We start from the raw sequence: 18,227 nt of genomic DNA, 5'->3' as shown, positions 1-18,227 counted from the left end.
GTTTTGCCGTCGCAGCGTTGAGCATTGTCTTCATTCCGACACTGATGCTCGGCGCCGCTTTCCCCTTGGCCCTGCGCCTGAGCGTCGGCCATGAGCGGGTCGGTCGGGATGTCGGCGCGGTGGTGGCGTTCAACACCCTGGGGGGGATTATCGGGGTCATGCTTTGCGGGTTTGTATTGATCCCGCTGCTGGGACTGGTCCATACCCTGGGGCTGTTGGCGATGGTCGCCGCCGGGATCGGTTATTGCGCAGTGCGTAAGGGCCATGACGTAAAGAAAGGCCGGCGTCAGGCCGTGGTCACGGTAGGCTTGTTGTCGGTGACCGTGGCGCTGATGACCCCGGCGGACAAACTCGCCAGCCTGCTCCCCGGTGCGCGCAACGCCACCCTGGCCTTCTATGAAGAAGGACGCGGCGGGACCGTGGCCGTGGTCACCCAAGGCAAAGGGTCGAAAGCGTTCCAGCGCCTGTACATCCAGGGCGTGTCCAACACCGGCGACGCCATGCCATCGTTGCGCTACATGCGCATCCAGGCACTGCTGCCGCTGTTGATCCACAACGGCGAACCGCGTTCGGCGCTGGTGATCGGCTTTGGCACCGGCATCACCGCTGGCGCCCTGACCCGTTATCCCGGGCTGGAGCGCCCGGGTAGTGGCCGAGTTGCTGCCCTCGGTGGTCAGAGCCGCGCCCGATGTTCAAAGGCAACTACAAGTGCCGCGGCCGATCCCGGTGTTGACGACGCTGCGCGATGGGCGCCAGGAAGCTGCTGCGTGAACCCGCAACGCTACGACTTGATCACCCTCGAACCCCCACCGCCCTCCGCCGCCGGGGTGGTGAACCTGTATTCCCGGGACTTCTACCAACTGGCCGCCAGTCGCCTGGAACCCCAGGGCCTGGTCGCCCAGTGGTTGCCACTGCCTACCCAGAACATCGACGACTCGGCGCTCACTGGTGCGCAGCTTTCTCGATGTCTTCCCTTACGCCACCTTGTGGACCAGCGAGTTCCACGAAATGCTGCTGGTGGGGTCGATGGCACCGATCGAGCTGGATGCGGCGAAAATCAGCGAGCGCTTCGAGCGCGGCAGCGTACGCAGCACCTTGCAGGACGTGGGCATCGGTTCAGCCGCGGCGTTACTGGCGACCTGGGTCACCGATCGTGCCGGCCTTGAGCGCTTTGCCGCTGACGCGCTCGCGGTCACCGACGACCAGCCGCGGATCGAATATGCGCCGTGGGTCCGTTCCAAGGAGATTACCCGGGTGTTGCCGACGCTTCTGGACCTGCGTCAGCCACCAGTGCTGGAGAATGCGGACACGGGCTTCAATGAGCGCATGAACGTTCACCAGCAGCGGTTGATGCAGTTTTATCGGGCGAGCCTGCATGCCTATGACGGCGACCGGGATGCCTGGGCCAGGGATATTCGCGAGGTGATGCGCGGGGATGGGGGGAATCCGTATTTCCGGTGGTTTGTCGGGGAGTGATGCGGCGCCTGCAAGTTCGCTCCCACAGGGTGTTGTGTAGTGTCCAACTGCCAGGTACGACACCAATCCCTGTGGGAGCGGGCTTGCTCGCGAAGAGGCCCTCAGCCTCACTACATCACTTGGACTTGAGCTTCAGATAAGACTGATGCAAATCCGCGGCCCAACCATCGATCACCCCTTTCACATCATCGGCCTTCATCACCTGCGACTCGTTTTCCAGCGGCTTGCCGGTGCCTTTGCGCACGACCTGGGCCAGGACTTTGTTGTTGCCGCCGTCAAGGAACACCGCTTCCGTGGCCAGGTCGGTTTCCTGATCGCGGATACCGCTTGCCGTACTCACCGCCGCAGCCACCAGGGCAATCGGGATCACTTCATAAGGCTTCAGGCCCTCGGTTTTGCTGCTGACAGCGGTAATCGCTGCACGCACCACGAGCACACCGGGGCCAGGGCCCGCCGCCAGCGGCAGGGATTTACCCACTTCACGCTTGAGCGCCTGATCGTAATAACTGGTGATGCCGCTCAGGGTGCCCTGGGGGATCTTCGCGGTCGGTTGGGGCTTGGGATAGAGCTGGGTCGGTTCAATGTAGACGCTGCTGTACTTTTTGATGTCGAGCTTGGGATCGACCCAGCGCATCACGGTAGCACCCGAGGGTGACTGGGCTTCCTTGAGCTGACTGTAATCCTTGAGGAACCCCGAATACTGGTCCGGCTCCACGACTTTACTGGAGCAGCCCACCATTGCGATCGAGGAAATGCACAGAGTGCTCATCATTAATGCAAACTTCATGCTGTAACTCCTGTAAGCGGTTCGACAAGGGTACAAACAAGGGTCTTACAGGTATAGCCAATGCAGCGCCTTTTGCAGTGAAAATCACACTATTGCGCCATTACCGCCACCGGATCACAGCCGACATTTGACAGACGGCGGCCATCCGGCAAAGCTGCATCCAGCTGTAACGCGCGCCTGACGGTAAATGCACCCGGACTATGGAAGTCGCAATGCCGAAACATAAAAATAAAGCGCCTGCACCGACCCCCGATTCAGCTCCGCCCCTGATTGCCCGTTATCTGTTTCCCGTCACCATAGGTTTATTGCTGATGGCCGTCGCGGGCATCGGCTGGTTTTTGTTCAGCAGCCAACAGGCTCCCACGGCCGTGGTCACTGCGCCCGTCACCGTACCGGTGAAGCCGCAACCGGTTGCCCCGGCACCGGCGAAAATGGTCGATGAGCAACAGTGCCAAGGCTGCCACAGCGAGCAAGTCAAGGATTGGCAAGGCTCCCATCACCAATTGGCGATGCAGCCCGCCACTACCAAAACGATGCTGGGTGACTTCAATAACGTCACCTTCAAGGCCGAAAATGAAACCACCCGTTTCTTGCGCAACAACGACGAATTCTGGGTCAACACCCCTGGCATCGATGGCAAGAACGCCGATTTCAAGGTGGCCTACACCTTCGGCATCGCGCCGTTGCAGCAGTACCTGATCGAGGTCGGCGAAGGTCGGTTGCAAGCGTTGGGCGTGGCCTGGGATAGCGAAAAACAGCGCTGGTTTCACCTCTATCCGGGCCAAGGCGTGAACTTCAAAAACCCGCTGCACTGGAGCAAGCCCAGCCAGAACGCCAATTTCATGTGTGTCGAATGCCACACCACCGGCTATAAACGCAATTTCGATCCGGTCAAAAACACCTTCGACAGCCACTGGAACAGCCTCGGAGTCGGCTGTCAGGCCTGTCATGGCCCGGCGTCCAATCACCTGGCGTGGACCGCCAGCAAAGGCGACCTGAGCCACGCCGGTTTTGCCGTCGACCTCAAGGACAAGGACGCCACCGTCGAGCTCGAACCTGTGCACCGCTGCCACGCCCGCCGCGCCCCCCTTGGGCGATGGCTTCACCGTCGGCAAGCGCTTGATGGACGATTACCTGCCGAGCACCCTGACCCGCGAGTTGTATGCCCTGGATGGCAAGATCAAGGACGAGGTGTTCGAACACGGGTCGTTCACCCAGAGCAAAATGTTCGACAAGGGCGTGCGTTGCAGCAACTGCCACAACCCCCACAGCACCCAACTCAAGGCCCCCGGCAATGGCGTGTGCCTGCAATGCCACAACAGCGCCGGCAACACCTCGGTGGCAGGCGTCGATGGCAAGGGCCTGCAGGCAAAGAACTACGATTCAATCGACCACACCCGCCACCCCGTGGGCCAGCCCGGCTCGCAGTGCGTGGATTGCCACATGCCCGGCAAGTTCTACATGGGCAATGACTTTCGCCATGACCACAGCTTCAGCATTCCCGACCCTGTGCGCGCGAAAACACTCGGCACCCCGGACGCCTGCCTGACCTGTCACCAGGGCAAGGCCGGCGACAAGGTCACCGAACAGTTCAAGCTCTGGAACAGTGCCACCACCGCCCTGGCTCCACGCTACGACGAGAGCCTGTGGCTGATCCGCAACGGCCGGCCCGGCGCGGCGCAAGCCTTGTACGAGCAGCTGCAACGCAGCAATCTGCCGGCGATCCAGCGTGCGACCTTGTTGGCCGAATTGCCGCTGTATCCCAGTGAGCAGGCGTTGAACCTCGCCACCCGGGACTTGAACAACCCGGCGCCGCAAGTGCGCGAAAGCGCTGTGCGGGCAATCAGCGCGTTCCTGCCGCCGGCGGAGCGTGCGTCGCGGCTGACGCCATTGCTGGGGGATCCGGTGAAGGCCGTGCGCATCGTCGCGGCCCGGGACTTGCTCAGTGTGGCCCGCACGGGTTTGGGCAACGCCCAGGCCAACTGGAACGCGGCCATCGCCGAGTATGAAACCGTGCAGAAAAGCCTGGCCGAACGCGCCGAAGCCAACCTCAACCTGGCCATGCTCTATCAGGCCAGCGGGCGCGGCGGCGAAGTAGAAGCGCTGCTGCGCACCGCCCTCAAGCGCGATCCGGATTTCCACCCGGCGCTGGTGACGCTGGTGCAATGGCTGGAAGCCGGCGGGCGCGCTCAGGAAGCCCAGGCGCTGCTGCAACAGAGCCTGAAAGAGCATCCGGACGCCGCCCTGCTGCAACATACCCAAGGCTTGGCGCTGATTCGTGCCGGCCAGGCGGACCAGGCCATGCCGGCCCTGCGTAAAGCCGCTCGACTGGAGCCGCAGAACGCCCAATACGGCTATGTCCTCGCGGTGGCGTTGCACGACAGTGGCAAGGTCGATGACGCCTGCCAGGAGCTGGAAAGACTGTTGAAAGAGCAGCCGGCGAATCGCAATGCGCGGTTGGCGCTGATCCAGTATTACCTGGAGAACGGGCAGGAACCGAAGGCGCAGGTGTTGTTGCAGGGCTGGAAGAAGATGAACATGGGTGATCCGGCGTTGAAGTGATTTTCGGTACAGGGACAATCAAAAGATCGCAGCCTCACCGTCGTCTGAACAACGGCCGCGGCTCGATCACCGAGCGGCCATACAACACGCTCATCCCGGCCAACCCCTTGAGCGCATCCTCGGCGGATTTGTCCTCGCGCACGGCAAAGCTGTCAAAACCACACAGGCGCATATGGCTGAGCTGGTCACGCAATACATCACCCACCGCGCGTAACTCACCTGCCCAGCCCAATCGCGTGCGCAGCAGGTACGCCTGGCTATATCCGCGACCGTCCCTGAAGCTAGGAAAATCCAGGGCAATCAGCGGCAGGTGTCCAAACCATGGCTTGAGGCTTTCCACTTCATCATCCGGTCCCAGCCACACTGCATGCTTCTGCGGATCGTCAAGCCAGCGGGTCAACGGCAGAATCACCGGGCCCGTCGGTAAATCCCCATCGGGATTCCTGACCAGCGTCCACGGATCGTCAGCGACAATCCGCGCCACAGCGTCTTCCAGTCGCAGCAGATTGTTCATGCCGGGACCTCCAGGAGCTTGGGGTAAACCTCTTCCTTGAACGGCTCCAGGCCGATGCGCTGCAAGGTGTCGACAAACAACTCGTCGCTCTCGCGGTAACGCACGAAGGTGGCGATGATCCGATCGATCACCTCGGGCACTTCGGCGGCGCTGAAGGACGGGCCGATGACCTTGCCCAACGCGCTGTGCTTGCCCTGTGAGCCGCCAAGGGTGATCTGGTACCACTCGCTGCCGTTTTTATCGACCCCGAGAATGCCGATGTTGCCGATGTGGTGGTGGCCGCAGGCATTCATGCAGCCGGAGATATTGAGGCTGATATCACCCAGGTCGTGCAGATAGTCCAGGTCTTCGAAACGTCCCTGAATCGCCTGGGCGATGGGGATGGACTTTGCATTGGCCAGCGCGCAGAAGTCGCCGCCAGGGCAGGCAATGATATCGGTCAGCAAACCGATATTGGCGCTGCCCAGGCCTTGTTCGCAGGCTAGGCGCCAGAGGGCGAACAGCTCGGTTTTCGCCACGTCGGGCAGGACAATGTTCTGCTCATGGGCGATGCGGATTTCAGCAAAACCGAAATGCTCGGACCACGCTGCAACCGCGTCCATCTGCTCGGAGGTGACATCACCGGGCGGGGCCGCGATGCCCGGTTTGGTCGACAACACGACGCTGGCATAACCCGACACCTTATGCGGCTGGACATTGCGCGCCACCCAACGGGCAAACGCCGGGTTCTCTGCCAGACGCGTGCCGAATTCCAGGTCGGTATCGGACAGTGAGCGATAATCGGGGGCCACGAAGGCACTGGCGACACGCTCATATTCGACTTCGGTCAATTGCGCCGGACCGTCCTTGAGGTACTGCCACTCCTCCTCGACTTCCCTGGCAAAGGCCTCGATACCCAGCGCCTTGACCAGAATCTTGATCCGCGCCTTGTACTTGTTGTCGCGCCGGCCGTGGCGGTTGTAGACGCGCAGCACGGCCTCGACGTAGGACAGCAGGTGCTGCCACGGCAACCCTTCGCGAATCTGCAGCCCAAGGATCGGCGTACGCCCCAAACCGCCGCCGACAATCACCCGCAGCAGCATTGCCCGTCGGCACCGGGATAAAGATACAGGCCGATGTCGTGCATCATGATCGCGGCGCGGTCCTGCTGCGCCGAGCAGATAGCGATCTTGAACTTGCGCGGCAGAAACAGGAATTCCGGGTTGATGGTCGACCATTGCCGCAGGATTTCCGCCAGGGGCCGAGGGTCGATCAACTCGTCGGCGGCGACCCCGGCAAACGCTTCGGTGGTGATGTTGCGTACGCAATTGCCCGAGGTCTGGATCGCGTGCATTTCTACCTGGGCCAGGCGTTCGAGGATATCCGGGACCTGGGCCAGTTCGATCCAGTTGAATTGCAGGTTCTGGCGCGTGGTGAAGTGACCATACCCACGATCGTAATCCCGGGCGATGCTCGCCAGCGTGCGCATCTGCTGCGCGCTCAAGGTGCCGTAGGGAATGGCCACGCGCAGCATGTAGGCGTGCTTTTGCAGGTACAGGCCGTTCTGCAGGCGCAACGGCAAAAACTCCTCTTCGCTCAATTCGCCCGCCATGAAGCGTTCGACCTGGTCGCGAAATTGCGCAACCCGCTCGAAGACCAGCGCCCGGTCATAGTCGTCGTACTGATACATGTGGCTACCTCATCAGGGGTGATCGGGCTCTGCGGCTGGTTTTCGAGGCGTCGACTATGAACCTGCGGTGCAGTAGGTAATAGATTCACCTGAACGCCAAAAAACCGTATCAGGTCGCTGAGGATCACCACTGGTCAAGTCCTTCATCTGATCCGCATAAATGTCGTTTTCCTGAGCCTGTTTTGTTTCCGGCAGGGTTTCTACAGTGCATACCTGCCAGACCGGGTGGCCTGGCACTACTCTGCAACCGTGGAAGCATTGACCATGAGCACAGCAACAATCGGACAGGCCTATAACTACAAGGTCGTCCGCCAATTCGTCGTGGCGACCATCGTCTGGGGTGTCGTGGGGATGGCGATGGGGGTGTGGATCGCCTCGCAACTGGTATGGCCCGAAATGAACCTCGACCTGCCATGGACCACCTTCGGCCGTTTGCGCCCGCTGCACACCAGCCTGGTGATTTTCGGCTTTGCCGGCAGCGCGCAGTTCGCTGCCAGTTACTACGCGGTGCAACGTACCTGCCAGGTACGCTTGTATTCGGACAAGCTCGCCGCGTTCACCTTCTGGGGCTGGCAATCGGTGATCCTGGTGATGCTGGTCACCCTGCCGTTGGGCTACACGACGACCAAGGAATACGCCGAGATCGAGTTCTCCGGCGCGGTATGGATGACGGTGGTGTGGGTCGCTTACGCCGTCGTGTTCTTCACCACCGTGGTGCAGCGCAAGACCCGACATATCTACGTCGGCAACTGGTTCTTCGGTGCGTTCATCGTGGTGATCGCGATGCTGCACGTGGTCAATCACCTGGCGATTCCGGTGGACTGGTTCAAGTCCTATCCGCTGTATTCCGGGGCAACCGACGCCATGGTCCAATGGTGGTACGGCCACAACGCCGTGGGCTTTTTCCTGACCACGGGCTTCCTCGGGATGATGTATTACTTCGTGCCGAAGCAGGTCGGGCGGCCGGTGTATTCCTATCGGTTGTCGATCGTGCATTTCTGGGCGTTGATCACCCTGTACATCTGGGCCGGCCCGCATCATTTGCACTACACAGCGCTGCCGGACTGGGCCCAGTCACTGGGCATGGCGATGTCGCTGATCCTGCTGGCACCGAGCTGGGGCGGGATGATCAACGGCATGATGACGCTATCGGGGGCCTGGCATAAGTTGCGCACCGACCCGATCCTGCGCTTTCTGGTGTTGTCCCTGGCCTTCTACGGCATGTCGACCTTCGAAGGGCCGATGATGGCGATCAAGACCGTCAACGCCCTCTCCCACTACACCGACTGGACCATCGGCCACGTCCATGCCGGCGCCCTCGGATGGGTGGCGATGATCACCTTCGGCTCGATGTATCACATGATCCCCAAGGTTTTCGGCCGCGAGCAGATGTACAGCACGCCGCTGATCAACCTGCACTTCTGGCTGGCGACCATCGGCACGGTGCTGTACATCGCGTCGATGTGGGTCAACGGCATCACCCAGGGTCTGATGTGGCGCGCGATCAACGACGACGGCACGCTGACCTACTCCTTCGTCGAAGCCCTGCAGGCCAGCCATCCGGGGTTCGTGGTGCGATTCGCGGGCGGGGTGTTCTTCCTCGGCGGGATGTTGCTGATGGCGTACAACACCTGGCGCACGGTGCGGGTGTCGGACATGGCGATGGCCGAGCGTGAAGCGCAGATTGCCTGAGGCGAGGAGCTTGAGATGATCCTGATCGTGCTGGATACAGTCGGCGTGATAGTGCTTTGGTTGGCGGTCGAATGTTGCCTGAAGCACCAGACCGCCCAGAGTCTGGAGGATGCGAGCCTGATCCCGTTTGCCGATGATCCGGAGGTGGCGCGGCGGGTGGAATTGGCGACGGGGAAGACGGTTAAAGCGGTGGCGCCGCAAGCGCTGAAACCAGGTTGGGGCAACCTCGATGTGTGATGTCCCCCCCCATCCATTGTGGGAGCGAGCAGGCTCGCTCCCACAGGGATAAGGTGTCGAGTCAGAGACTCACCCGCGATCGCGCGGGATCAGGCTCTGCAACTGCTGCGCCAGGAAGTTTGCATCGAAGGCAAAGGTGTCCGGGTCTTTCAGGCCGTTGGTCTTGCGCCACTGCCAGCTGTTCGACGGCGGCAGGCACACCAGCGAAATGCTGCCATAGCGCGCGGCGGTCAGGCCCATCACCGCCAGGGAAATCTGGCCACCGGCGCCCATCACATCCGGCACGAACTCCACCGGTTTGCCGGCAATCACGATGCTCAGTTTTTCGGTCTTGAAGGTCGAGGTCTCGAGCGCAACGCTGGGGCCCGATGCGACATAGGCCTCGCGGCTCACTTCCAGCAGGTTCGGCGCCTTGACCGGTTCCAGCCACTGCTGAATCTGATCGAACAGCTCACTAATGCGCGTCGCCCACACGGCCGATTGCGACTCAAACAGTTGTTTCTTGTGCGCTTCGCTTTCTGCGTAGTGGCGAAGCATCTCACCCAGTTGCTGTACGTCGTCCATTGCGGTGTTCCTTTGATTGAAGCAGTGCTGCGGACTTAAAGAATGGCAGATGCGCGCTGACGGCGTACGACTAAAAGCGTGAGCGGTACTGGCTGGGGTATGGCGAGCGCCTGCTCGAGACCGCCGAACTGCATGCGCAGGCGGCGGTGACGTGCGCTTCAGGGAGTGACTCAGCCGGCCTTGGGCGAGCGACGCAGGCGCGCCATGCTCAAGGTATCCACCCAGACGCCGTCACGCACGGCGTAGTCGCGAAACAGGCCTTCGGTTTCGAAGCCGAACTTGCGATACAGCCCGATGGCGGATTCGTTATCGGCATACACCGAAAGCTCGAGCCGGTGCAGGTTCATCCAGTTGTCGGCGGTGTCCAGCGCCGCCGCCAGCAAGGTCGAACCGACGCCCTTGCCCTGCCACGCCACGGCAACGGCCATGCCGAGGTTGCCGGCATGGCTGCGACGGATCCGTGAAAACTGCTCCAGGCCAATGTTGCCGATGACCATTCCCTGATGCAGCGCCACCAGCTGCAAATGCCGTTCGTTGCCCGGAACCAGGCGTTGGCGCCAGACCTCGGTGGACTGAAACGGCATTTGCAGCACCTGGCGGGTAATGGCCGGGTCGTTGTAGAGCGCGGTAATGCCGTCGATGTGGGATTCGTTGAAGCGTTCGAGGGTAATGACAGAGTCGCTGGCGCTCATGGGTGATTCATCCTTGATACAGACATGGCCGCCTACTCTATAACGCATTCTTCCGCCATGGCGAGCCCCCCCTGTAGGAGCTGGCTTGCCAGCGAAGGCGGCCCCAAGCCTTGCACTGCCCATGCAGACGCCTTCGCCAGCAAGCCGGCGCCTACGGTTTCAAGCGCGTTCAGCTGTCGAACCACTCCCGCCGCTCTTCGAAGGTGTTGTGGATCAACTCGACGATCATCTGCACGCCGGCCTCATCCCGGGAATCGGCATTGACTGCCATCCACACCTGGCGCTGCATCGGTTGCCCGAACAATCCCGGCAATGCCACCAGTCCCCGGTCGAACCGGCTCATGTAGTGCGGCAGCAGGCCAATGCATGCGCTGCAGCGGATCATCTCCAGCATCAGTTCGTAGGAATGCAACTGCACCACCCCCGCCAGTCGCTGATCCACCACGCTGTTCCATGGCCGAAAATGCTCGACCTGACGATCATGTTGCCACTGCACCAGCATGAAATCGGCCAGGTCATCCAGGCTGTCCGGCCGAGCCGCAACCCGCGAGTAGCGCTTGGCAATGTGTGGCAGGTAATCGAGCCGCGCCAGCCCTTGGGGTTCGCGGGTGACAAAACTCGGACCTGGCAGCGGCGAATCGGTGCCGGCCAGCCACACCACTACGTCGGCACTGATGGCCTGCAGGGACAATTCGCTGTCCAGGGAAATGATGTCCAGACGTACGCTGGCGTTGCGGCGCAACAGCGAGACCAGGTCGCGGCCGAGAATGTCGTGCAGGATGGTTTCGGCCACTGCCAGGCGTATCACGGGCTGTTCGATCACCGGCAACTTGCGTTCGTGGGCCAAGGCCATCAATTGCGCCTGCAGTTGCTGCCCATCACTGCTTAAGGTCAGGGCACTGCCCTGGAATTTGAACAGCGTACGCTGCAGTTGAGCCTCTAGCTGCGCCAAGTGCTTGCGCAGCTGGGTCGACTTGACGTTGAGGGTGCGTGCGGCCTGCATGAAACAACCACAACGGGCGCTGACCATGAAATATTGCGCCACCTCGGGATCGATTCCGGCCGCCAGTTCCAGCCAGGATCGGGGTTTCGCGGTGAAGGTTCGGTATTCGGTAACGCTCTGGCGTCCTGTGGATTCTATGAATGACATCGATGACTCCCTGTCGATCTTATTGGTTTAATTCCGGTGTCATGAAATGCTTCGATCTCCTGTGGGAGCGAGCCGGCTCCCACAGGGCGAATGTGCCAAGGCTTATTGCTGGTCCTCCAGCACCTTGTTCAACACCGCACCATCGATGCTCAGCGTAGCGGTTTTGAGCATTCCTTCCAGGTAGGCCTTGGCAATTTGTTCCTGACGCTGGGCACGCAAGGCCTGGGTCAGGCGTTCGCGCAGTTCGTCCAGGGTCGCGACACGTGCCGGTTGCTGCTCGGTGAGTTTGATCACATGAAAACCCGCTGCGCTCTGTACCGGTTCCGACACGCCACCGACCTTGAGTCGCGAGACGGCGCCGCGCACTTCCGGCACCAGTTGCTGCAAAGGTTGCAGGCCGGTATCACCGCCCTTTTCGGCACTGGCGCGATCCTGGGAATACTGACTTGCCAGCGCGGCGAACTCGGCCGGTGTGGCTTGGGCCTTTTTGCTCAACTCCAGCGCCTGCTTGCGCGCGGCTTCAAGGCTCTGCGGATCGGCGACGCCGAGAAAAATCTGGCTGACCCGATACATCGGCGGCGTCATCCAGCCGGACTTGCCTGCGTCATAGGCCTGCTGCAATTGGGCTGCACTGGGGTAATCGGTCGGCACTTGACTGACCGACTGCAAGTAGTCGCGAAAGATGATTTGCTCGGTGGCCGCACGGGTTTGCTGCTCGACCTGCGGGCGGTGACGCCAACCTTGGGCATCGGCCTGTTCCAGCACCGCTTTTTCGGCCAGGCGTGAGCGAAGCCAACCTTCCAAAGCGCCGCGATCGGCCCGCAGTTGCTCCCGCGACTCGGGCGCTAACGTCGCCAGCAACGTTTTGAGCTCTTCGGGAGCGACGTGCTGATTGCCCAGTCGCGCCACCGCCGGTTCACTCGCCGCGAGCACCGATGATGGCGCCGGCTGTTGCGCCGCGACCGGATCGTTGCCCGTACGCAATCCCAGCGTGACGGCAACCACCAGCAAGGCCAGCGCACCTGCGCCGACCACTACCGTAGGTTTTTTCACAGGGCGGTCACCTCTTCGTCGGCGGTTTCATGCCGGGCCGGCAGTTGCGCTGCGTTCTGGCTGTATTCACGCAGATAGACGATGAACTCCTGAAGCAGGCGATCCCAGAGTTCAAGGTTGCCGCGCAGGTAATCGTCACTCACCCCGGCAGCCACCACCACATCCATTTCCATCACCAGAAATTCGCCCTGCACCGACAACCGGGCAAAACGTCGCGAGGCGTTCCACAGTTCCGCCAACCCGGCCGGCAATGCCCCCTGCACCCGCAAGGCGCAACTGAACGTGAAATCGACGTAGCTGCCCTGTTCCACGGCCGGGTTGCCGAAACGCACTGCGTAACCGATGCCCTGGCTGGCACTGAGCAACTGCACGATGCCGTTCTGTTCGGTCTGGTTGACCCGATACCCCGCGGTTTGCAGGACTTCGGTGAGCGATTGTGGCGAGACGTGGCTGATCAATTGAGTCATGTGCGGTTTTCCCTGATAGTCAGTGAGCGATCGCGGCCTGGGGCGCGTCGAATCGGGTCTTGTAGAGTGCGTCGCCAAAACCCTGGGCCAGTTCTTCGAACTTGACCCGGGCAGCCCCGGCGAACGGTTGGCGAATCTTCATCACCTCGGCGACGTCGATTTTTTCGTAGGCGGTGACAATGTCTTTGGCGATGCCATACATCTGTTGATTCTTTAGCGAACATTGCTGCATTTGTGCGTCACTTTCGGCCAATTGCGCCGCCAGTTTCGAACGCTCGGCTTCTTTGCCGCGGGCCATCACCAACAATTCCTCGTAGGCCTTCTTGAACTTGCCGAGCTGTTCGCTGCTGGCCGACGCTTGCGCCTGGGCCTGGCTTTGCAGGCTGTCGTGCTGACCGGCCAACTGTTCGGCGACGCCTCGGGCCTTGGCCAATTCGGCGGTCAGTTGCCTGATTTGCGCCTGGGCCGCCTTGGCCTGGCTTTCGGCCGCCATTTGCGCGGCACTGGCCTGAGCCTGCTGGCTTTGCAAGGCCTGCAGCTGCTGGGCAGTGCTGCGCAATTGAGTGCGCAGACGTTCTTCCATGCCTTCGGCATTCGCCCCTTGCGTCACCAGCACGCCCAAGGCAAACAGCATGATTTTTCTGTTCATGAAGCTCTCCCGGCGCCTTAGAAGCGCGTGTTGATTTCAAGCTGCAAGACATCGATGTCGAACGGCGCGCCGTACACCGCTTCGGAGTTCAGCCAGCGACCGCTGGCGACGACGTTCTTGGCCAGACCGTAATTGCCGCCCAGGAAATAGCCCTTGGCGTTGGTCCCGCCCAGATGGAACGACGAGTCGTTGAAGCCGTCAGGCAAGGCGTCTGGCTGGATGTACTTGTAGCCAGCGAACAGGTTCCAGTCGCCCTGCTTCTTCAGGTCCAGTTCGTTGCCCAGGGTGAACTGGACCATCCAGGCGTTGGCGCCACTTTCGATATTGCCGTCGCTGTCGAGGTTGTTGACGATCTGCCCGGCCGAGCGCTTGCGCATGTCACCCTCGTCGTACCCCAGGTTGTGCAGGTAGTTGGCCTGGCTGCGCAGTTTGAAGTTTTCTGGCAGGTCGGCATCCCACACCAGGTTCAGGTCCAGCAGGTTGAACTCCGAGGCCAGGCCGACGAACTGCGGTTGTGGGGTGGTGGCCGGGTTGAGCGGGTTGGGCGTGATGTCGCGCAGCAGGAATACGCTGTTGCCCTTTTGCATGAACGCCGAGCGGCTGCCATCGGTATCGCAGCCCGGTGCGCCGGCCCAGGGTTCGCAAGGGCTGGAGCGCTGGCCTTCGATATCGTCGAACCGGTAATAGGCCAACGCCCCCTTCACGCGGTTGCCGGGGTTGATCGCCCAATTGGCGCCGATCTGTGCGCCGTACAACCATTTGTTGTCGCTGTCTTCCTTGTCGAAGCCGTTGCTGGTGCTGGTGTCGTTGGTGTACTCCACCGGGAACGCGCCGACGGTGCCGAACAGACCCCAGTCGCGGCTGAGCTTGTGGTCGAAAATCGCCGCCACGCCATCGAAATTCAGGTCGTTGGAATAAAGCATGTCGGTGGACATGAACGGGTTGGCAATCCGGCCGCCGGTGAGGGTCAGCGTCTTGGACGGTTTCCAGGTCAGGTAACCCTGATCGAGCCAGATGTCTTTCTTGCCGAAACCTCCGCCGAGCGTCTGGGTGGTACTGACCGGGTTGTTGTCCGAACCGGTGCCGATGCGGATGCCGGCCGTCCACTCTGGTGAAATCAGCGCTTTCATGCCCAGCCGCGCCCGCAGGCGCAACAGGTTTTCGCGGTCTTCACGGGTGTTGAGCAACGGCGGCAGGTTGGTGCTGCTGTTGGGGTTCACGTCGTACGGGCCGTTGTTGTTGAGCTTGGCGAAGTCGACGATTTCGTTGCTGTTGGTGTCCGAGTAGAAACGCGACTCGTCACGCAGGCGGATATCGCCGTCGAAGCTGATGCGCGAGACCCAGTCCGGAAAGGTGTTGGGCTGGGCCCAGTTTTCCTGCTTGGCGGTGGACATGACTTCTGCCTTGACCTGGTCACGGATCTGATCGCGCACCGCCACCGGTACATATTGCACCCGCACATCACCGGGCGCGGCAGCCGGGCCGGCCGCCACCGCGTTGCCGGCACTGGCCGCCTGCTGCGCCTGCACGGCTTCGTGCTGGGCCTGGGCAATCAATGCTTCGGCCTTGTCCTGTTTCAGTACACCTTGCTCTACCAGCAAGCGGATCAGATTGATCGTGGCGTTTTCCGAGGGCGCAGGGGCTGCCCCTGCTTGTCCGACCAGGGTCGCAATGACCATGCCGACCGCCAGGGACAATCGATTCACGTTGGAAATCATCTGCACACAACTCCTTTTGGCAATACTTTAAATATTCGGTTAACCCGGACGCCGCCCTTGCAGGGACAGGCGCACAGGCAACGTCATGGAGGCCGGTGGCCGTTCGCTCAGGTGCGGGGCATTACGCAGCGCGGCGAGCACCTGGGTATCGACTTCGGGGTTACCGCTGGACTTGACCAGCTCAACCCGGGTGATCTCGCCGACGCTGCTCAGCAGACATCGGCCTGCAGCACAAAGGCCAGGTTGCGCAGGTCGGGGTTCTCCCGCAGCAGGCGCTGGAAGGTGAACGCCAGGAACTGGCCGTAGGTACCGTTACCCACACGCCCGCCCCCGGCACCGGCCATGCCACCGCCCTTGCCGGCACCGATGTTGAAGGCGTCGTTGCCGGACTGCGCGTCGCCGTCCATTCGCATCGGGTTGGCCAGGTCGTCCGCCGGACTGGGTGGTGCCTCTTCCTCGGGCTTGACCTCCTCCGGCTCCGGAGTCGGCTCGGGCTCGACCATTTTTTCTTCCACGGGGGGTTCCGGTTCCGGTGGTTTTTCCGGCGGCGGAGGTGGCGGTGGCGGCAACGGAATAATCGTCGGCACCTTGGGCGCTTCGCGGCGCACGCCGCTCATGACGTTGCCCACTGCCAGAGAAACCACGCGGCCACGCCGGCGATCAGCACCCCGGCGCCCCACTTCACAAAGCGCAGGGGTGAAGGCTTCATCGGCAACGGCTTGAAGGGTTGTTGTGCGGTCATGGTCAGCCCTGGCTCGGTTTGCCGGTGACGAGACCGACCTGGGACAGCTCGAGCCGACGCAGCAGGTCCAGCACCTCGATGACTTTCTGGTACTGCACCAGGGCGTCGCCGCGCACGATCACCGGGAAGTCGGGGTTCTGGGCTTTCTCGATGCGCAAGCGATCTTCAAGCTCGGCCAGGGTCACCGGATAGGCATCGAGGAACACCTGGCCGCCGTCGTTGACCGATATCGCCTTGGTCTTGGCTTCGGACAGCGACACCGAGGCACTGGCCTTGGGCAGGTTGATCTGGATGCCGGAGACCTGAGCGGTAGCCGTGAGGATGAACATCACCAGCACCACCATCAGCACGTCCACCAGGGGCGTGATGTTGATGCTGTCCACCGCGGCGTCTTCATCATCGTCGTGGGAGGCATTTACGGAAGCCATTGTCGGTGCTCCTCAGGCCGGTACGGACGGATGGGTGTGATTGCCACGGCGATGGGCCGCTTCACTGAACTGGCTCTCGCCGTGCGTCTCCGCCAGGCGGGTGATGAACTCATCGACGAACACGCGCATGTCGGCGCTGACTTCCTTGTTGCGGGTGATCAGCCGGTTGTAGCCAAACAGCGCCGGGATCGCGACGAACAGGCCCATGGCGGTGGCGAGCAACGCGGCGGCCATACCGGGGGCGATGGCGTTGATGTTGACGTCACCGGCCATGGCCGTGCCGAGGAACACCACCATGATCCCCAGCACCGTACCGAGCAGGCCAATGTACGGGCCGCCGGCGATGGCGTTGGAGAGGGTCGAGAGTTTGGCGCCGAGCGCCTGGTTTTCCCGGGTTCGCACACCGTCCATGGAGCAGCGGATGGCTTCGATGGTGGCGGCCGAGACCGACGTGGTGTCGGCGCCCTGCTCCCGGCGGGTGCGGATTTCCTTCACCGCCACCTGGTACAGGCGCCACAGGGACGAGTGCTGCAAGCGCTGGGCGAGGTCCCGATCGTCGGCAAACATCTCCAGACGGGTGCCGACCTTGGCGAACTGCTCGCGGAAGACTTCGTTGGCGGCACTGACGCGGCTGACCATGCGGTTTTTGCGGATCATGATGACCCACGACTGGAACATCATCAGCACCAGCACGACGATGATCACCCAGGCATCCATCGGCACCGCATTGAGCAGAAAACCAAGGCTGCCGAAGCCGTAGCCCGACTGCTCTTCATCGACACCGTAGGCCACCAGCTTCGTCTCGGCACCCTGGGCGCTGGCATCGGCCAGCAGTTGCGCGGCAGGTCGGGCGACCTTGGACAGGCGCAACTCATCCATCGCGCCGCTGAAAGGCAGATAAACGCTGGCAGTTTCGCTCGGCAGATCGGCGCCGATGGCCATGATCGAATTGAAGGCCGGCATGCCCACGGCGAGGCTCGAGGTTTCGCGACCGTTGACGTATAGCGCGGCCTTGCTGCCTTCGGCGGTCAGGGCCAGGTGCTGCCATTGGCCAGGGTTCAACGGTTGGGTAGACACGGCGCGCTGGCCGTCGATTTCCACGAACGGCACGCCTTGGTTCAAGCCCAGCAACAGACTGTTTGCACCTTCGCGGCGGCTGAGCACCAACTGTTCGCCATTGGCCTGGTCCAGACGCAACCAGGCACTGAAGGTGAACGCACTGCCGGCGTTATGTTGCAGCGACGGGCTGGCGGGCAGCAGCAAGGGTTGACCGGTCCATTGCAACGCTCGACCGATCACGCCGTCGATGCTCGTGCCGGTGGCGCTTTGCGCGGTGTTGCCGTAGGCCGTGGTGTCCCTGGGCGGCGTGCCGTTGGCACCGTCGAAATGGTAGAGCGCGGTGTAGTTCGGGTCGAAGGTCAACTGGCCGTTGCCGGTGGCCGGAGCTTTCTGGTGGCCGTAGTACATCCAGAAGTCCTGACGTTGGCCACCCTCGACTGTCGGTACATCGACCCAGATCAGTGCCATGCCCATCAGCGGGTCGAAGCTTTCGATCTGGTGGTTGAACACGGTCTTGTCATCGGCGGACACAAAGCGCAGGTCCGAGCCGTCTTCCTTGACCCCGTCGAAGGTGAAGTTGCCGGTGTGCAGGCGCACCAGTAGCGCCGTGCGACCCAGCGCCTCGTTGATGGCCGCGCCCTGAGGCGTGGTGTCGACCGACATCTGTTTACGGTAATGCCAATCGTCCTGCCACCAGGCATGGGCGGTGGCCGGGAGCAGGAAGCCCAGGCAGATCAGGAAAGCGGTGAATAAGCGTTGCATGAAAAT

At 61.8% G+C, this 18,227-nt stretch carries 13 protein-coding genes and 4 pseudogenes; 4 read left to right on the top strand and 13 right to left on the bottom strand.

Going from position 1 to position 18,227, the window contains the following annotated elements; translation table 11 throughout:
* Positions 1-1,476: pseudogene (locus BZ163_RS06690) on the top strand (spermidine synthase); the annotation flags it as partial.
* 115 nt (positions 1,477-1,591) lie between these two features.
* On the opposite strand, the gene BZ163_RS06685 reads toward BZ163_RS06690, so the two are convergent.
* Entirely contained in the window at positions 1,592-2,263 is a 672-nt protein-coding gene (locus BZ163_RS06685) for a DUF3313 domain-containing protein (RefSeq protein ID WP_128870280.1), read from the bottom strand.
* Positions 2,264-2,475: 212 nt separating this feature from the next.
* On the opposite strand from BZ163_RS06685, the pseudogene BZ163_RS06680 reads away from it, so the two are divergent.
* A pseudogene (locus BZ163_RS06680) lies at positions 2,476-4,825 on the top strand (tetratricopeptide repeat protein).
* A 34-nt stretch (positions 4,826-4,859) separates the two neighbouring features.
* Here BZ163_RS06680 and BZ163_RS06675 read toward each other — a convergent pair.
* Positions 4,860-5,339, bottom strand: a complete 480-nt coding sequence (locus tag BZ163_RS06675) for a DUF934 domain-containing protein (RefSeq protein ID WP_128870279.1) — start codon at positions 5,337-5,339, stop codon at positions 4,860-4,862.
* Positions 5,336-7,008: pseudogene (locus tag BZ163_RS06670) on the bottom strand (nitrite/sulfite reductase). Before BZ163_RS06670 ends, BZ163_RS06675 begins: the two are co-directional and overlap by 4 nt.
* 264 nt (positions 7,009-7,272) lie before the next feature.
* On the opposite strand from BZ163_RS06670, the gene ccoN reads away from it, so the two are divergent.
* Both ccoN and BZ163_RS06655 read left to right on the top strand, forming a co-directional pair.
* On the top strand, positions 7,273-8,700 hold the full coding sequence (gene ccoN, locus BZ163_RS06660) for a cytochrome-c oxidase, cbb3-type subunit I (RefSeq protein ID WP_128870278.1): 1,428 nt from the start codon (positions 7,273-7,275) through the stop codon (positions 8,698-8,700).
* Between the two features lie 15 nt (positions 8,701-8,715).
* Entirely contained in the window at positions 8,716-8,937 is a 222-nt protein-coding gene (locus tag BZ163_RS06655) for a cbb3-type cytochrome c oxidase subunit 3 (protein ID WP_128870277.1), read from the top strand.
* A gap of 69 nt (positions 8,938-9,006) precedes the next feature.
* Here the strand turns inward: BZ163_RS06655 and BZ163_RS06650 are convergent, their stop codons facing one another.
* The 10 genes and pseudogenes from BZ163_RS06650 to BZ163_RS06605 all read right to left on the bottom strand — a co-directional run bounded on the left by BZ163_RS06650 (position 9,007) and on the right by BZ163_RS06605 (position 18,221).
* On the bottom strand, positions 9,007-9,501 hold the full coding sequence (locus tag BZ163_RS06650; RefSeq protein ID WP_128870276.1) for a hypothetical protein: 495 nt from the start codon (positions 9,499-9,501) through the stop codon (positions 9,007-9,009).
* Positions 9,502-9,671: 170 nt separating this feature from the next.
* Positions 9,672-10,193, bottom strand: a complete 522-nt coding sequence (locus BZ163_RS06645) for a GNAT family N-acetyltransferase (RefSeq protein ID WP_128870275.1) — start codon at positions 10,191-10,193, stop codon at positions 9,672-9,674.
* A 169-nt stretch (positions 10,194-10,362) separates the two neighbouring features.
* A complete protein-coding gene (locus BZ163_RS06640) occupies positions 10,363-11,343 on the bottom strand; it encodes a LysR family transcriptional regulator (protein WP_128870274.1) in 981 nt (326 codons plus the stop codon).
* A 102-nt stretch (positions 11,344-11,445) separates the two neighbouring features.
* Positions 11,446-12,396 carry a peptidylprolyl isomerase gene (locus BZ163_RS06635; RefSeq protein ID WP_128870273.1) on the bottom strand — a complete coding sequence of 317 codons (951 nt, stop codon included), beginning with the start codon at positions 12,394-12,396 and terminating at the stop codon, positions 11,446-11,448.
* Positions 12,393-12,863 carry a YbjN domain-containing protein gene (locus BZ163_RS06630; RefSeq protein ID WP_128870272.1) on the bottom strand — a complete coding sequence of 157 codons (471 nt, stop codon included), beginning with the start codon at positions 12,861-12,863 and terminating at the stop codon, positions 12,393-12,395. Before BZ163_RS06630 ends, BZ163_RS06635 begins: the two co-directional genes overlap by 4 nt.
* A gap of 19 nt (positions 12,864-12,882) precedes the next feature.
* Entirely contained in the window at positions 12,883-13,512 is a 630-nt protein-coding gene (locus BZ163_RS06625) for a DNA repair protein (RefSeq protein ID WP_128870271.1), read from the bottom strand.
* Between the two features lie 17 nt (positions 13,513-13,529).
* Positions 13,530-15,230 carry a putative porin gene (locus BZ163_RS06620; protein WP_128870270.1) on the bottom strand — a complete coding sequence of 567 codons (1,701 nt, stop codon included), beginning with the start codon at positions 15,228-15,230 and terminating at the stop codon, positions 13,530-13,532.
* A gap of 39 nt (positions 15,231-15,269) precedes the next feature.
* Positions 15,270-15,972, bottom strand: a pseudogene (locus BZ163_RS06615) (energy transducer TonB).
* Positions 15,973-15,974: 2 nt separating this feature from the next.
* Positions 15,975-16,400 (bottom strand): biopolymer transporter ExbD, encoded by a 426-nt coding sequence (locus tag BZ163_RS06610; RefSeq protein ID WP_128870269.1) that lies wholly within the window; start codon positions 16,398-16,400, stop codon positions 15,975-15,977.
* 12 nt (positions 16,401-16,412) lie between these two features.
* On the bottom strand, positions 16,413-18,221 hold the full coding sequence (locus tag BZ163_RS06605) for a DUF2341 domain-containing protein (protein ID WP_128870268.1): 1,809 nt from the start codon (positions 18,219-18,221) through the stop codon (positions 16,413-16,415).
* Between the last annotated feature and the right edge of the window lie 6 nt (positions 18,222-18,227).

Source organism: Pseudomonas sp. VI4.1 (assembly GCF_002029345.1).
Lineage (GTDB): Bacteria > Pseudomonadota > Gammaproteobacteria > Pseudomonadales > Pseudomonadaceae > Aquipseudomonas.
The sequence above is the reverse complement of the archived record's forward strand: the minus strand, read 5'-3'. Positions and strand labels throughout refer to the sequence as shown.

Bases quoted from the DNA above. Each gene is read 5' to 3' on its own strand.
- BZ163_RS06685 (WP_128870280.1), bottom strand. From the start codon at position 2,263: ATGAAGTTTGCATTAATGATGAGCACTCTGTGCATTTCCTCGATCGCA.
- BZ163_RS06675 (WP_128870279.1), bottom strand. From the start codon at position 5,339: ATGAACAATCTGCTGCGACTGGAAGACGCTGTGGCGCGGATTGTCGCT.
- BZ163_RS06610 (WP_128870269.1), bottom strand. From the start codon at position 16,400: ATGGCTTCCGTAAATGCCTCCCACGACGATGATGAAGACGCCGCGGTG.
- BZ163_RS06625 (WP_128870271.1), bottom strand. From the start codon at position 13,512: ATGAACAGAAAAATCATGCTGTTTGCCTTGGGCGTGCTGGTGACGCAA.
- BZ163_RS06655 (WP_128870277.1), top strand. From the start codon at position 8,716: ATGATCCTGATCGTGCTGGATACAGTCGGCGTGATAGTGCTTTGGTTG.
- BZ163_RS06645 (WP_128870275.1), bottom strand. From the start codon at position 10,193: ATGAGCGCCAGCGACTCTGTCATTACCCTCGAACGCTTCAACGAATCC.
- ccoN (WP_128870278.1), top strand. From the start codon at position 7,273: ATGAGCACAGCAACAATCGGACAGGCCTATAACTACAAGGTCGTCCGC.
- BZ163_RS06650 (WP_128870276.1), bottom strand. From the start codon at position 9,501: ATGGACGACGTACAGCAACTGGGTGAGATGCTTCGCCACTACGCAGAA.
- BZ163_RS06620 (WP_128870270.1), bottom strand. From the start codon at position 15,230: ATGATTTCCAACGTGAATCGATTGTCCCTGGCGGTCGGCATGGTCATT.
- BZ163_RS06605 (WP_128870268.1), bottom strand. From the start codon at position 18,221: ATGCAACGCTTATTCACCGCTTTCCTGATCTGCCTGGGCTTCCTGCTC.
- BZ163_RS06630 (WP_128870272.1), bottom strand. From the start codon at position 12,863: ATGACTCAATTGATCAGCCACGTCTCGCCACAATCGCTCACCGAAGTC.
- BZ163_RS06640 (WP_128870274.1), bottom strand. From the start codon at position 11,343: ATGTCATTCATAGAATCCACAGGACGCCAGAGCGTTACCGAATACCGA.